13 protein-coding genes are annotated in these 14,117 nt (G+C 71.4%); 3 read left to right on the plus strand and 10 right to left on the minus strand.

The genetic code is table 11. The annotated features are described in order from the left end of the window. Nucleotides 1-140: 140 nt before the first annotated feature. Nucleotides 141-1,358 carry a TOMM precursor leader peptide-binding protein gene (locus tag ACFYRX_RS01315; protein ID WP_389095522.1) on the plus strand — a complete coding sequence of 406 codons (1,218 nt, stop codon included), beginning with the start codon at nt 141-143 and terminating at the stop codon, nt 1,356-1,358. Next, nucleotides 1,351-2,721, plus strand: a complete 1,371-nt coding sequence (locus tag ACFYRX_RS01320) for an ABC1 kinase family protein (protein WP_389095524.1) — start codon at nt 1,351-1,353, stop codon at nt 2,719-2,721. The genes ACFYRX_RS01315 and ACFYRX_RS01320 overlap by 8 nt, the downstream gene beginning before the upstream one ends. A gap of 10 nt (nt 2,722-2,731) precedes the next feature. On the opposite strand, the gene ACFYRX_RS01325 is transcribed toward ACFYRX_RS01320, so the two are convergent. The 6 genes from ACFYRX_RS01325 to ACFYRX_RS01350 form a co-directional block, all read right to left on the minus strand. Continuing rightward, nucleotides 2,732-2,944, minus strand: a complete 213-nt coding sequence (locus ACFYRX_RS01325; protein WP_389095525.1) for a hypothetical protein — start codon at nt 2,942-2,944, stop codon at nt 2,732-2,734. Between the two features lie 20 nt (nt 2,945-2,964). Next, on the minus strand, nt 2,965-3,174 hold the full coding sequence (locus tag ACFYRX_RS01330; RefSeq protein ID WP_389095527.1) for a hypothetical protein: 210 nt from the start codon (nt 3,172-3,174) through the stop codon (nt 2,965-2,967). A 167-nt stretch (nt 3,175-3,341) separates the two neighbouring features. After that, the gene (locus ACFYRX_RS01335) at nt 3,342-3,665 is read right to left on the minus strand and encodes a hypothetical protein (RefSeq protein ID WP_389095528.1); all 324 of its coding nucleotides are present in this window, start codon (nt 3,663-3,665) and stop codon (nt 3,342-3,344) included. Further along, entirely contained in the window at nt 3,662-4,030 is a 369-nt protein-coding gene (locus ACFYRX_RS01340) for a WhiB family transcriptional regulator (RefSeq protein ID WP_389095530.1), read from the minus strand. Before ACFYRX_RS01340 ends, ACFYRX_RS01335 begins: the two co-directional genes overlap by 4 nt. Before the next feature lie 175 nt (nt 4,031-4,205). Next, nucleotides 4,206-4,526: a hypothetical protein gene (locus tag ACFYRX_RS01345; protein ID WP_389095531.1), complete on the minus strand. Its 321-nt coding sequence runs from the start codon at nt 4,524-4,526 to the stop codon at nt 4,206-4,208. Nucleotides 4,527-4,695: 169 nt separating this feature from the next. After that, nucleotides 4,696-7,020, minus strand: a complete 2,325-nt coding sequence (locus tag ACFYRX_RS01350; protein WP_389095533.1) for an ATP-dependent DNA helicase UvrD2 — start codon at nt 7,018-7,020, stop codon at nt 4,696-4,698. Between the two features lie 54 nt (nt 7,021-7,074). Between ACFYRX_RS01350 and ACFYRX_RS01355 the strand changes: the two genes are divergently transcribed. Then, on the plus strand, nt 7,075-7,317 hold the full coding sequence (locus tag ACFYRX_RS01355) for a mycoredoxin (protein ID WP_067028802.1): 243 nt from the start codon (nt 7,075-7,077) through the stop codon (nt 7,315-7,317). Nucleotides 7,318-7,350: 33 nt separating this feature from the next. On the opposite strand, the gene ACFYRX_RS01360 is transcribed toward ACFYRX_RS01355, so the two are convergent. From ACFYRX_RS01360 to ACFYRX_RS01375, 4 genes are all read right to left on the minus strand, one after another. Continuing rightward, a complete protein-coding gene (locus tag ACFYRX_RS01360; RefSeq protein WP_389095535.1) occupies nt 7,351-7,962 on the minus strand; it encodes a class I SAM-dependent methyltransferase in 612 nt (203 codons plus the stop codon). Between the two features lie 8 nt (nt 7,963-7,970). Continuing rightward, entirely contained in the window at nt 7,971-8,915 is a 945-nt protein-coding gene (nudC, locus tag ACFYRX_RS01365) for an NAD(+) diphosphatase (protein WP_389095537.1), read from the minus strand. A gap of 123 nt (nt 8,916-9,038) precedes the next feature. Beyond that, nucleotides 9,039-10,451: a dipeptidase gene (locus ACFYRX_RS01370; RefSeq protein ID WP_389095539.1), complete on the minus strand. Its 1,413-nt coding sequence runs from the start codon at nt 10,449-10,451 to the stop codon at nt 9,039-9,041. Between the two features lie 10 nt (nt 10,452-10,461). Continuing rightward, entirely contained in the window at nt 10,462-14,070 is a 3,609-nt protein-coding gene (locus ACFYRX_RS01375) for a UvrD-helicase domain-containing protein (protein ID WP_389095541.1), read from the minus strand. Nucleotides 14,071-14,117 lie beyond the last annotated feature (47 nt).

Genomic DNA, 14,117 nt, shown 5'->3' on the forward strand with positions numbered 1-14,117 from the left:
ACGTGAGGGCCGGGTCCGGGCATGCTGGCCTCGCCGCTGGAGCCCCGACCGACCATCGCCCGGCTCCGGCCGCGGACAGTGACGTTCTACGAGGGCTACGGGGGCCTGTCATGCAAGCAGTGGTTCCGCTCGTGCAAGCAATGGTTCCGCAGATGAAACCCGCGCTCCGGCGCGGCTGGCGCGATCTCAATACCGTGCAGTTCGGGATGACCCCGGCGCACGCGATGACGCTGGGCCCCATGGACACGGCGACGGGCAGCTTCCTCGACCTGCTCAACGGCACGCGCGGTCTCGCGCTGCTGCGGAAGGAGGGACACCGTATGGATCTGCCCGAGGGCCATGTCGACACACTGGTGAACCGGCTCACGCGGGCCGGGCTCATCGACGACGCGAAGGGCGGCGGGCCGGCCGCGGACGCCCTGCGGGAGAAGAAGGAGGTCCTCGACCGGCTGGCACCCGACCTGGCGTCTCTCTCCCTGACCACGTCCGAGCCGGGTGAGGCGATCGGACTCCTGGCCGCCCGCCGCGAACTGCGCGTGCAGGTCAGGGGCGCGGGTCGGGTCGGCGTGGTGCTGGCCGCACTGCTTTCGGGCGCCGGCGTCGGGGAGGTCGATGTGCGGGACTTCGGCCGGGTGGAGCCGGGGGATGTGACCCCGGGCGGACTGCCCGCGGCCTCCGTCGGCGACCGCAGGGAGACGGCCGCCCGCCGAGCGGTCTCGGCGGCGGCTCCGGGCCGACTGCCACGCCACACCTCCCGTGCCCCGGCCGGGGCGGACGATCCGGGGTTCTCCCTGGTGATCCTCGCCCCGCGCGACGACGTCGATGTGTACGCACCCGCCCCGGCCACCGGCGAACCGCTTGTACGGTCCGGGACACCTCATCTGTACGCGGGCGTGGCCGAGGCGACCGGAGTGGTCGGCCCGTTCGTCCTGCCGGGCGAGACGGGCTGCGCGGGCTGCCTCCACGAATCCCGGACCGACCGGGACGAGGCATGGCCCCGGCTGGTCGCCCAGTGGCGTTCGGGCAGCGGGCCGCATCCGACACGGCCCTGTGACCTGGCCCTGGCCACGACGGTCGCCGGGCTGGCGGCCGCCCACGCGCTCGCCTTCCTGGACGGCCGGGTGCCCTCGAGTGCGGGCGCCCGCTGGGAGGTCTCGCTGCCCGGCCTCAACTGGCACGCTCGGCCGGTCTGGGCGCATCCCGCATGCCCGTGCGGGGCCTCGGAGAAAGGTAAGGGAGAACACACCTCCAAGGAGGAGGATGCGCGCGAGACAATGAGGGAGCAAGGGCCGTCGGAGGAGTTGTGCCGTGAGGCAACCGCGCCGCGGCCGGCTGGGACCTGGAGGGCGCATGTCTGATCTTCCCCGGAAGGCGGTCACCCGTACCGCCAAGCTCGCCGCGCTCCCGCTCGGCTTCGCCGGGCGGGCCACCTGGGGACTCGGCAAGCGGATCGTGGGCGAGTCCGCGGAGATCGTCGGCCGCGAGCTGCAACAGCGCACCGCGGACCAGTTGTTCAAGGTGCTCGGGGAGCTGAAAGGCGGGGCCATGAAGTTCGGCCAGGCCCTGTCCGTCTTCGAGTCGGCACTTCCCGAAGAGGTCGCCGGTCCCTATCGCGCGGCCCTGACGAAACTCCAGGAGGCTGCGCCTCCGATGCCGACCCGCACCGTGCACACAGTGCTGGAGGAGCGCCTGGGCGAGGACTGGCAGGAACTGTTCGCCGAGTTCGACGACAAGCCCTCCGCCGCGGCATCGATCGGCCAGGTGCACCGGGCCGTGTGGCACGACGGACGCGAGGTGGCGGTCAAGGTCCAGTACCCGGGAGCCGGCGAGGCCCTGTTGTCCGACCTGACGCAACTGGGCCGGTTCGCCCGCCTGTTGGGCCCCCTCGTTCCCGGCATCGACATCAAACCCCTCATCGCCGAGATGCGCGACCGGGTCTCGGAGGAACTCGACTACGGTCTGGAGGCACAGGCCCAGCAGGCCCATGCCGAGGAGTTCGCGGACGATCCCGACGTCGTGGTGCCGGCCGTGGTCCATCAGAGCGATCAGGTCCTGATCACGGAGTGGATCGAGGGCGTTCCCCTGTCGGAGGTGATCTCCGACGGCACTCAGGAGCAGCGTGACCGCGCCGGCCAGCTCCTGGCCCGCTTCCTCTTCTCCGGCCCGGCCCGCACCGGCCTCCTGCACGCCGACCCGCACCCCGGCAACTTCCGTCTGCTGCCCGGCGGGCCCGACGGCAAGGAGGACTGGCGCCTGGGCGTTCTGGACTTCGGCACGGTCGACCGGCTCCCGGGCGGTCTGCCCGCCCCCATCGGCGCCTCCCTGCGCATGACGCTGGACGGCGAGGCGGAGGCGGTCTACGACCTTCTTCGCGCGGAGGGCTTCGTGAAGGACTCGATAGAGCTGGACCCGGACGCCGTACTCGACTACCTTGTGCCGATCATCGAACCGGCCGAGGTCGACGAGTTCACCTTCTCCCGCGGCTGGATGCGCAGCCAGGCCGCCCGTATCGCCGACCCCCGCTCCCCCGCCCACCAGTTGGGCAAACAGCTCAACCTGCCCCCCGCGTACCTCCTGATACACCGGGTGACCCTGAGCACCATCGGTGTGCTGTGCCAACTGGGTGCGACGGTCCGGCTGCGCGAGGAACTGGAGGAGTGGCTGCCGGGGTTCCTGCCGGAGGAGGAACTCGACGAGGAGGTACCGGCCGCGGAGGCGTGACCCGGCTTCGTCAGCTCTCGTGGAAGTAGACGGTTCCCGACCGCCACGGGCCGTGCTCGGTCATCTCCGACGCGATGACGACGTCCTGGATCTCAACCGGCCCCAGCTCCTCGATGGAGTCCGCCAGCCGCCGCAACAGTGCCGGCACGCTGTCGCAGCCCGGGCCCTCCGGGTTGGCCTGGGAGAAATACTGCACGGACCAGTGCTGTGAGGAGCTCGTCATGGGCCGATCGTAGGGCGGCACTACCACCAGGCCGAGTCCAGCCGCCCCTCGATCGCCCTCAGGTTCTCCCGGGAGCACACGTCGCAGAAGTACTGGCGGTCGCCGTCCTCCAGGGAACAGGTCCAGGTCAGAACGGGGCCCTCGGCCCTGGTCCCGCAACGGGCGCACACAAAGGGTCCCGGCTGTGCCTGGCAACCGCCGCCGTCACCGACTCCGGGAAGACTCGTCACCCTGGGGACGATAGCGCCGCCCCCGGTGGAGCGCCGTACAACGCACCGCGGGGGCCGGTCCGTTCGGACGGACCGGCCCCCGCGGGGAGAGCTGCTGCCTCCCGGCCGGGCTCGGATCTGCTTGATCCGGCTCGGTTCGGGAGGCCACCGCTTCAGGTGTGGTCGGACTACTGCATGACGGCCATGGCGAGCGCGCGACGGGCACGCATCGAGGCGCGCTCGGCTCGGCGCTGCATCCGGCGGGCAGCCGCCAGGCGCACGGCCTGGCGTTCCCGCTCGGCCTCCTGCAGCCGGTCGCGCATATGCGCGCGAGCCAGCGCTTCTGGGATGAGTTGCATCTCTCGGGTCCTGTTCTGACGCGACTCGGTCGCGCCGATGGTGGTGAAGTCTGGGGTCGCGGAGCCTGCGGGCTCGCTGGCGGACGGCTTCATCGGGGCCTGTTTCCTGGGGTCGTTCGTGAGAGGGCGGTCGATCGTTCCTGCGACGTTCATGCCATGACCGGGTTCTTGCGCGGGCGACCACGCGGCCGCTTCCGGGCGACGACAACACCCTGGACGAACAGCTCGCCACCCCAGACGCCCCAGGGCTCACGCCGCTCCTTGGCGCCGGCGAGGCAGGCCTCCATCAGCGGGCAGGTGCGGCAGAGGGACTTGGCGTACTCGACGTCGGCCGGCGACTCGGCGAAGAAGACCTCCGGGTCGTAGGAACGGCAGGGGACGGGTACGCCGAGGTTCTCGATGGCGTCGTCGAGCGCGGTGAGCGCGGTGAGCGGGATCAAGGTGGAGTCCTCCGTGAGACCGGGCGGGGGGAGCGTTTCGGAAGGCGGTACGGACGGGGCGTGCGCTTCGAGTTGCACGGTTCGTCTTCCTCGTCTGGTCGGTTCCGGCCCTGTTGGACCGGTAGTCGGCTTGGTACCGGGTTCTTTTCTTGTCCCGAGGCCCCTTCGCTCCGCTCTCCCCGTTCGGGGAAAACAGAAGGGCCGCGGATCCCGGGTGGGGTTCCGCGGCCCTGAAGGCGCCGGCCTGAGTCGATCAGGCTGGATCACTCCAGGGTTCTGGCCCACGGAAGGCCCACATCTGGTGGTGCTGCGTCGTCTGCTTCCGGAATCCGGCACCGGCCGCCGCAAAGGCATAGGCATGCGCCTGTGCCGCTACTGCTTCCAGTGCCTTGGTCGGTCGCTCATTGCGCTCACGGACGGGAAGGACCGCGAGAGACACGGGGGACGCCGGACGCGCGGCAGAGATGCCGGACAGACCGGTGCCCAGGTTGGAAACGCCGAGCATGCACGCGGAGACGACCGAGCGATCGGTCATTTTGGCCGGGCTGATGAAGCTGGTGTTGATGCTGATCACTGGAATCGCCTCCTCTCGGCGTCTCGGGGGACCGCGACGCGAGTCACAGTCCGACGGATATGCAAGTAGAGCACGGAACCGGGGCCTCCGAGAAGGCCTCCGTCCCCGTGGTTAAGAACCTATGGGGATTGCTGGGGCATGCGCAAACTATTTTTCCGACGAGTTGGAATCAGTCCTCGTCTTCCTCTCCCGAAACCTCCTGGCCTGCGCAGATGGCCAGGACGTCGGTGCCGTAGCGGTTGAGCTTGCGCATGCCGACGCCCGGGATCCGCGCCAGCTCGTGCTCCTCGTCGGGGACGGCCTCGGCGATCGCCATCAGGGTTTTGTCGGTGAAGACGCAGAAAGCGGGCTGTCCGCTGCGCTGCGCCTGCACCGCGCGCCAGTCGCGCAACCGCTCGTAGAGCCCCTCGTCCATGTCGGAGGGACAGTCCTCACAACGCATGAGCTTCATCTCGCCCGCGTCGGTGAGCGTGCGCCCGCAGACCCGGCAGCGCGCCGGGGTGCGCTGGGTGCGTCTCGGAACGGCGCCCACCGGACTCGTGAAACCACGCTCGACCCCTCCGGGGCCGCCTGCGGCGGCCCTCCCCGCGGTGGGCGTGGAGCCGGGCCGCAGACCGTCGAGGAAACGGCTGGGGCGGCGGTTGGGACGGCCGCCGGGCGAGCGGGAGAGCGACCAGGAGACATGGAGGCGCTCCCGGGCGCGGGTGACGCCGACATAGAGGAGCCGACGCTCCTCCTCGACCTGCTCGTCGGTCTTCGCGTAGGTGATCGGCATCATGCCCTCGGCGACACCGACCAGGAACACGGCATCCCACTCCAGGCCCTTGGCGGAGTGCAGGGAGGCGAGGGTGACGCCCTCGACGGTCGGGGCGTGCTGGGCGCCTGCCCGCTCGTCGAGTTCGGCCACGAGGTCGTTCAGGGTGGCGCCGGCTCTCGCGGTGGCGAAGTCCTGCGCGAGGTTCACCAGGGCGGCCAGCGACTCCCAACGCTCTCTGACTGCACCGGAGCCTGCCGGTGGCGCGGTGGTCCAGCCCTCGCCCGACAGCACGGCACGCACCTGGGAAGGCAGGTCGACGGCGTCGTCCAGCCGTGAGTCGTTGCCGCCGAAACGGGCCGCACCCCGGAGGTTGACGATGGCCCTGCGGACCTCGGGCCGGTCGAAGAACCGCTCGGCACCGCGCAGTTGGTAGGGCACTCCGGCATCGGCGAGTGCCTGTTCGTAGGTCTCGGACTGGGAGTTCGTGCGGAAGAGGATGGCGATCTCGCTGGCACGGACGCCCGCGCCCATGAGGTCCCGGATGCGGTGGGCGGCACCCTCGGCCTCGGCGGGCTCGTCGGTGTATTCGGTGTAGACGGGTTCGGGGCCCGGCCGGCGTTGGGAGATCAGTTCCAGCCGGTGGTCGGCGGCGCGGCCGTGGGCCTGGGCGAGCAGGCCGTTGGCGAGGTGGACGACCTGCGGGGTGGAGCGGTAGTCGCGGACCAGCTTGACGACGGTGGCGCCGGGGTGGCGGGTGCGGAAGTCGAGCAGATGGTCAGGAGTTGCGCCTGTGAACGAGTAGATCGTCTGACTGGCGTCTCCCACGACGCACAGGCTGTCCCGGCGCCCGAGCCAGAGCTCCAGGAGTCGCTGCTGAAGGGGACTGACGTCCTGGTACTCGTCGACGACGAAGTGCTGGTACTGGGAACGTACCTGTTCGGCGATGTCATGCCGGTCCTGGAGGATGGCGACGGTCAGCAGCAGCACGTCCTCGAAGTCGATGACGGCCCGGCCCCGCTTGAGGTCTTCGTAGGCGGCGTAGAGCTGGGCGATCTCGGCCGCCGCGCGCGGAGTCTCACGGCCCGCCTTCGCAGCTGCGAGGGCGTATTCGCCGGGGACGGTCTGGGTGACCTTGGACCATTCGATCTCGCCGGTGACGTCTCTCAGCTCGCCCCGGTCGAGCCGGATGCGGCAGGCGGCGGCCGCGTCGGCGACGAGCTGGATCTTGCGGTCGACGAGCCGGGGCATGGATCCTCCGACCGCTTTCGGCCAGAAGTACTGGAGCTGGCGCAGGGCGGCCGAGTGGAACGTACGTGCCTGGACGCCCGCCGCACCGAGTTGGCGCAGGCGCCCGCGCATCTCCCCGGCGGCGCGGTTGGTGAAGGTGACGGCGAGCACGCTGGAGGGCTGGAGGATTCCGGCCCGCACCCCGTAGGCGATGCGGTGGGTGATGGCCCGGGTCTTGCCGGTACCGGCCCCCGCCAGCACGCACACCGGCCCGTGCAGGGCGGTTGCCACCTCGCGCTGCTCGGGGTCGAGCCCTTCGAGCACCGCGTCGGCGGAGTCCGGTGTGCGCGGGAAGAGCGTGGAGTGCGTTGCTGCTGTCACACGGCCATGCTGCCAGGTCGGCGGAGACGGGTGAGCCGGTTGTCCACAGGGAGGTAGGCGCAGTCGTACTAATGCGGCAGGCGTCACCCTGCGGGTCCCTCCCGGTCGGGAATGGTGCCCCGGCCGCATACGTTGCCCCTGTGCACGGCCTCTTCCCCGAGCCACTGAAGGAGCGCGCGAGACATGCAGGGCACTGTGACGATGTACAGCACCACCTGGTGCGGTTACTGCCAGCGGCTGAAGAAGCAGCTGGACCGCGAGGGCATCGCGTACACCGAGATCAACATCGAGCAGGACCCGGCTTCCGCGGCGTTCGTGGAGAAGGCGAACGGCGGGAACCAGACCGTTCCGACCGTCCTCTTCGCGGATGGTTCGACGCTGACGAACCCGTCACTGGCGCAGGTGAAGCAGAAGGTCGGCGTGTAGGCACTGCCGGGCGGGGGCGGTCCCTGAGGGAACTCAGGGACCGCTTTCTCGTGGTCTGTCCCAGACCACCGTGTAGCGCCACAGCAGGCGACGCCGGAAACGGCAGCCGGGCAGGAGGCGTCGGGCGGCGTGCCGGGCCTCGCTCCAGTGCATGGCCGAGTCCTCGACGGGCATGCCGGGCGGGCCCCGTCTGCCACCGCGCAACCGCCTGAGGAGCAGGCTGGCGAGCAGGCCGCAGCCGCTGAGCACCCAGTCCAGGCGGGTCTTGTTGTACGCCATGCCGACGATGACCAGGCGCCCGCCCGGAGCCGTCAACCGCACCAGGCCGCCCACCGCGTCCTCGAAGCGCGCGTGGTGCACCACCGCGACCGCGCTGACGAAGTCGTACTCACCCTCGGGCAGGGCTGACCCGTCGAGGTAGTCCGCTTCGAGGAACGTGATGGTCCCGGGGGAGGCCACGCGGGCCTGCCGGATCATCTCCGGTGAGCGGTCCGCACCCGTCACGGACACGGCCCGCGCCGCGAGTTTGCGGGCCAGCAGCCCGTCCCCGCACCCCACGTCCAGGGCCTTGCCGCAGCCCTTCGGCACGGCGCCGAGTACTACCCGGTGATAGTGGACGTTGTGGTTCCAGTACGGGTCGGGCATGCCCGTCCTCAGACGAAACTCCTTGTCGGCAACGGCTTTCCGTACCAGAGTTCGATCAGGCGGGCGGCGATGGAGATGCCGTACGGGGGGAGGACCTCGCCGGACTCGAAGGCGGCCTGGAGTTCGTCGCGGGAGAACCAGCGGGCCTCGTGGATCTCGTCCCCGTCGACGTTGATCTCCGTCGAGGTGGCGCGGGCCATGAAGCCGAGCATGAGGCTGGAGGGGAACGGCCAGGGCTGGCTGGCCACGTACTCGACGGGGCCGACGGTGATACCGGCCTCCTCGAAGACCTCGCGGCGCACCGACTGCTCGATGGCCTCGCCGGGTTCGACGAAGCCGGCGAGGGTGGAGAAACGGCCCTCCGGCCAGTGCACCTGGCGGCCGAGCAGGATGCGGTCCTCGTCGTCGGTGACGGCCATGATCACGGCCGGGTCGGTGCGCGGGTAGTGCTCGGCGCCGCAGGCCTGGCAGCGGCGGATGTGACCGGCCGCCGCGATGACCGTGCGCTCACCGCAGCGGGAGCAGAAACGGTGGGTGCGCTGCCAGTTCTCCAGGCCGACCGCGTGCACCATCAGGCCCGCTTCGCGCGCGGACAGCAGCAGGCCGGCCTCGCGCAGGCCGGCCGGGCGCGCGGACTGGTCGATGCGGCCGGGCAGCGCGTCCTTCTGGAGCGCGAAGTAGCGGACTCCTTCCTCGTCGATGCCGAGGAAGTAGCGGTGGGCCTCGGTGAGCGGGGCCTCGAACGACGGGGTCATGACGAGTTCGGTGCGGCCGTCCGTCGCCTCGTCGATGAGGACCTGACCGCCGGAGACCACGAAGCAGCGGGTCGTGGGGTGGCTCCATGCCGCCGCGAGCCAGGCCTCGTCGAGCCGGTGGTGTGCGGCGCGGTCGATGCCGCTCGGAGCGGTGAGCGAGACGGGACGGTCGGCGGTGTGGTCGGTCCAGGTGGTCACGGGTGCTTCCAACTCCCCCGGTGCAGCGGATTGTGTCGTCGGGTGGTTCGGCGGGACGTACGGCGCGGGGCGGTCCATCCGGTGTGCCCCGCGCGCGCAGCCGGTCCGGGCGGCGCGGGACGGTCAGGGCGCATGGCTCCAGTGCTCGGCGAGATCACCCCACAGGTATGCGGAGGTCTCGACGCCCTTGAGGAGCAGATCGATATCGACCTTCTCGTTCGGCGCGTGCCAGCCGTCGGAGGGGACGGAGATGCCGAGGAACAGCACGGGCGCGCCGAGGACTTCCTGGAGGTCGGCGGCAGGGCCCGAGCCGCCCTCGCGGGTGAAGCGGACCGGCTTGTCGAAGGCGCGGCCCATGGCCCGTACGACGGACTTCAGGGCGGGGTGGTCGAGCGGGGTCAGACACGGGCGGGTGGCCGCGCCGAAGGTGATCTCCTGCCGGATCCCGGCAGGGACCTGGTCGGCCGCCCAGGCGCGAACGGCCTTCTCGATGTGACCGGGGTCCTGTCCGGCGACCAGCCGGAAGGAGAGCTTGACCATCGCGGAGGCCGGGACGATCGTCTTGTTGCCGGGGCCCTGGTAGCCGCCGCCGATGCCGTTGACCTCGGCGGTGGGGCGGGCCCAGATCCGCTCCAGGACGGTGTGTCCGGCCTCGCCGTGGGTGGCGCGCGACTTGGCGGTGCGCAGCCACTGCTCCTCGTCGAAGGGCAGTTCGGCGAAGAGCGCGCGCTCGCGGTCGGTCAGTTCGACGACGCCGTCGTAGAAGCCGGGGACGGCCACGCGTGCGTGGTCGTCGTGCAGGGCGGCGACGAGGCGGGCGACGGCCGTGGCCGGGTTGGGGACGGCACCGCCGAAGGAACCGGAGTGGATGTCCTGGTCGGGGCCGTACAGCCGGATCTCGCACTCGGCGAGGCCACGCATGCCGGTGCACACGGTGGGGGTGTCCTCGGCCCACATGCCGGTGTCGGAGACGATCACGGCGTCGGCGGCGAGCCGCTGCGTGCGCTCCTCGACCAGGGCGCGGAAGTGCGGGGAGCCGGACTCCTCCTCGCCCTCGATCAGCAGCTTCAGGTGCACCGCCGGGGCGGTGCGGCCGGTGGCGGCGAGGTGGGCGCGGACGCCGAGGGTGTGGAAGAACACCTGGCCCTTGTCGTCGGCCGCCCCGCGCGCGTAGAGCCGGTTCTCGCGGACGACCGGCTCGAAGGGGTCGCTGTCCCAGCCGTCCTCGCGGACGGCGGGCTGGACGTCGTGATGGCCGTAGACGAGCACCGTGGGCGCCGCGGGGTCCTCGGCGGGCCACTCGGCGAAGACGGCGGGCGCGCCCTGGGTCTCCCAGACCTCGGCCGTGGGGAAGCCGGTCTCCTTGAGCCTGGCGGCGAGCCAGTCGGCGCTGCGGCGTACATCGGGGCCGTGGTCGGGCTGGGCCGAGACGGACGGGATGCGCAGCCATTCGGCGAGGTCGTCGAGGAAGGCGGCGCGGTGCTGCTCGATGTACGTACGGACGGCGCTGACGGCACTGTCAACGGGATGGCTCATGGTCATGAGCCTATCGGCCCGCACCGACATCCTCGTTGGGCGGTTGCTCACAGTCTGCTGGCGCGGAACCGTCCGGGTCCTGTGTGAGGAGCCGTTCCAGGGCGGCCCGGTCCGGCAGGTTCCTGGGGCGCACGACCTCGCCGGTACGGATGTACACGAAGGTGGCCGTGACCGATTCCACAGGCACTCCCTGCCGCTCGGCCCAGGCGAGCCGGTACAGGGCGAGTTGGAGGGGGTCGGCGGTGCGGGTGCGGCTGGTCTTCCAGTCGACGATCTCGTACGTCGTCGCGTCCCCGTCGGTCTGCTGGTAGACGGCGTCGATACGGCCCCGGACCACCCGGCCCGCGATGGCGAGCTGGAAGGGCGTCTCGACGCGGTGGGGTGTGCGGTGGGCGTACTCGGTGCGCTCGAAGGCGTCCTTGAGGTCTTCGAGGTCGCGTTCGTCGGCGATCTCGGCGTCGCTGCCCGGCAGGTCGTCCGGTTCCAGCATGGGCAGGGTCAGCGCTTCGAAGCGGGCTTCGACCCAGGCGTGGAACCGGGTGCCCTGACGTGCGGCGGGTTGTGGAGGGCGCGGCATGGGGCGCGCGAGCTCCTGCGCGAGCCCGTCCGGGTCGGCGGCGAGGCGGAGCACTTGGGACGCGGTGAGCGACGCGGGCAACGGCACCTCGGTGACGGATTGCCGCGCACGCAGGATCTCCCCGGTGAGGGCGTCGAGGTCACGGTCCCAGGAGGCGATGGTGCGGGCTTCCTCCAGAGTGGGGCGGGGGTGCGCGCCGGGCCGCTGCGGGGCAGGGGGACGGGCGGGCGGGTGTGCCGGACCGCCGGTGGGCGCCGCTTGCGGCTGCTGCTCGGGGTGGCCGCGCGGTCCCTCCGTGGCGTCGGAGTGCTCGTCGGTGTCCGGGGCCGTGGCCTGGTGGGGGACGGCCGGGCGGGCCGAGGTCCAGGTGTCCCAGTCGGCCGGGTCCTCCGGGAGGGGCTCGTCCTCGGAGTTCACGAGGACCTCGAAGTCCGGTTCCCCCTCGTCGGGTTCTTCGTCGTCCGGTGGCGGGGGCCAGTCCGGGTCGTCGTAGGCGTCCGGGTCGTGAGTGGTCGCGGGGTGGCCGTCGGTGTGGGAGGCGAGTGTCTCCAGGTGGGCCAGGACCGTCTCGGCGGCGGCCCGTCGACGGGCCAGGGCGATGTCGTCGAGGGGCAGGGGCCAGACCTGGTCCAGGGTCTGCTGGTGGAGCGCCGGGTTCTCCTCGTCCTCGGCGGGCTCGTCGGCCCAGGCCTCGATCTCCCCGTGGCCGGCCGTGCAGTGGTCGTACAGGGCCTGGAGGAAGTCCGAGGGTCCTCGGGGCTTCTTCTGCGTCGGTCCCCACCAGTGGCCGGAGCCGAGGAGCAGGGAGCGGGGGCGGGTGAAGGTGACGTATCCGAGGCGGAGTTCCTCGGTGTGCTGGTGGTCCTTCATCGCCTCGTGGAAGTCCTTCATGCCGCGCGAGTCCCAGGAAGCGATGTCGGGCAGGGTGTCGGTGTCGCCGCGCAGGGCGTGCGGCAGCACCTTGCCCTGGGCGGTCCACTTCTCGCGGCCCTTGGCGCTCGGGAAGGTGCCGGTGACCAGGCCGGGAACGACGACGACGTCCCACTCCAGACCTTTGGACTTGTGCGCGGTGAGCACCTTGACGGTGTTCTCGCCGCCGGGCAGGGCGTTGTCGAGACCCTTCTCGTACTGGGCGGCGGTGCGCAGGAAGCCGAGGAAGGCGAGCAGGCTCGCCTCGCCGTCGCCCGCGGCGAACGCGGCGGCGACGTCGAGGAAGTTCGACAGGGTCTCGCGGCGGCGGGCCGCAAGGGCGTGCGGGGACGCCGACAGTTCGACCTCCAGACCGGTGACGGCGAGGACGCGGTGCAGGACGTCCATCAGGGGGTCGGCGAGCGAGCGGCGAAGATCGCGCAGCTCGGCCGCCAGGCGCGCGAACCGCACGCGCGCGTCCGGCGAGAAGGGCAGACCGTCGTCGTCCTCGTCGTCGCTGTAGAGGGGGGTCTCCAGGAAGGTCTCCAGGGCGTCCGCGAGCGATATCACCTCGGCCGGGTCGACCCCCTCGACGGCCTCGGCGAGCCGGCGGTCGGGGTCGTCGTCGCCGGCCACGCGCGCGTGGGACACCAGGCGCCGGGCGCGGCGTCCGAGGAGGGCGAGGTCGCGCGGGCCGATGCGCCAGCGCGGGCCGGTCAGCAGACGGACGAGGGCGGCGTTGGCGCCCGGGTCCTGGAGGACCTCGCAGACGGCGACGAGGTCGGCGACCTCGGGGAGGTGCAGCAGGCCCGAGAGGCCGACCACCTCGACCGGGACGTCCCGTTCGACCAGGGCGCCCTGGATCTCGGCGAAGTCGGTCGCCGTGCGGCACAGGACGGCGATCTCGCCCGGTTCCTTACCGGTACGCACGAGATGGGCGATCGAGTCCGCGAGCCAGCCGATCTCCTCGGCCTGGGTGGACAGGAGGGCGCAGCGCACCATGCCGTCGCGTTCGGCGCCGGGAGCCGGGCGGAGGGCCTCCACGCCCGCGTGCATGGCGCGCAGGGGTTCGGCGAGGCCATTGGCGAGGTCGAGGAGGCGGCCGCCGCTGCGGCGGTTCTCGCTGAGCGCCTGACGGGTCGCGGGCCGGCCGTCGGGGTGGGCGAAGTGCTCGGGAAAGTCGTCGAGGTTGGCGACGGAGGCGCCGCGCCAGCCGTAGATGGCCTGGCAGGGGTCGCCGACGGCGGTGACGGGATGGCCGGTGCCGTCGCCGAACAGACCTGCCAGCAGGACGCGCTGGGCGACGGAGGTGTCCTGGTACTCGTCGAGGAGCACCACCCGGAACTCCTCGCGCAGGTTGCGGCCCACCTCCGGGATCCCTGCGAGCCGCGCGGACAGCGCGATCTGGTCACCGAAGTCGAGGAGGTCGCGTTCGCGTTTGGCTGCGCGGTAGCGGACGACCAGCTCGGCCAGTTCACGGCGGCCGGCGGCCGTCTCGGGAACCTTGCGCAGGGCGTCGTTGGTGAGTCTGGCGCCCTGAAGGGTGAGCAGCAGCTCGGCGTCGTACGCCCGCAACGCCTCGGGGCGTACGAGGTGTTCGGAGAGTTCGGCGTCGAGCGTCAGGAGGTCGCTGACCAGGTCGGCGAAGGAACGGGTCAGGGCCGGGTAGGGCCCGGGAGCCTCGCGCAGCACGCGCGCGGCGAGCTGGAAGCGGGTGGCGTCGGCGAGCAGCCGGGAGGTGGGTTCCAGGCCGATGCGCAGGCCGTGATCGGTCAGCAGCCGGCCGGCGAAGGCGTGGTAGGTGGAGATCACGGGCTCGCCAGGCGGGTTGTCCGGGTCGATGATGTCGGGGTCGGTGACGCCCGCCTTGATCAGCGCTTTGCGGACGCGCTCGGCGAGTTCACCGGCAGCCTTGTTGGTGAAGGTGAGGCCGAGGACCTGCTCGGGGGCGACCTGGCCGGTGCCGACCAGCCAGACCACGCGGGCCGCCATCACCGTCGTCTTGCCCGAGCCGGCTCCGGCCACGATCACCTGCGGGGCGGGCGGCGCGACGATGCAGGCCGTCTGCTCCGGGGTGAACGGGATGCCGAGGAGCTCCTTGAGCTGATCGGGATCGGTGATGCGGGCGGCCATGTCGGAGAGGCTAGCGGCGCGCACTGACAACCGATGACGAATCGCCC

The sequence above is a fragment of the Streptomyces sp. NPDC005374 genome (assembly GCF_042872225.1).
Classification (GTDB): Bacteria; Actinomycetota; Actinomycetes; order Streptomycetales; family Streptomycetaceae; genus Streptomyces.

Coding starts and splice junctions, on each gene's coding strand:
- ACFYRX_RS01350 (WP_389095533.1), bottom strand. CDS start 7,020: ATGCGGCCGGGGCACCATTCCCGACCGGGAGGGACCCGCAGGGTGACG.
- ACFYRX_RS01320 (WP_389095524.1), top strand. CDS start 1,351: ATGTCTGATCTTCCCCGGAAGGCGGTCACCCGTACCGCCAAGCTCGCC.
- ACFYRX_RS01360 (WP_389095535.1), bottom strand. CDS start 7,962: ATGCCCGACCCGTACTGGAACCACAACGTCCACTATCACCGGGTAGTA.
- ACFYRX_RS01375 (WP_389095541.1), bottom strand. CDS start 14,070: ATGGCCGCCCGCATCACCGATCCCGATCAGCTCAAGGAGCTCCTCGGC.
- ACFYRX_RS01325 (WP_389095525.1), bottom strand. CDS start 2,944: ATGACGAGCTCCTCACAGCACTGGTCCGTGCAGTATTTCTCCCAGGCC.
- ACFYRX_RS01335 (WP_389095528.1), bottom strand. CDS start 3,665: ATGAACGTCGCAGGAACGATCGACCGCCCTCTCACGAACGACCCCAGG.
- ACFYRX_RS01370 (WP_389095539.1), bottom strand. CDS start 10,451: ATGAGCCATCCCGTTGACAGTGCCGTCAGCGCCGTCCGTACGTACATC.
- ACFYRX_RS01315 (WP_389095522.1), top strand. CDS start 141: ATGGTTCCGCAGATGAAACCCGCGCTCCGGCGCGGCTGGCGCGATCTC.
- ACFYRX_RS01355 (WP_067028802.1), top strand. CDS start 7,075: ATGCAGGGCACTGTGACGATGTACAGCACCACCTGGTGCGGTTACTGC.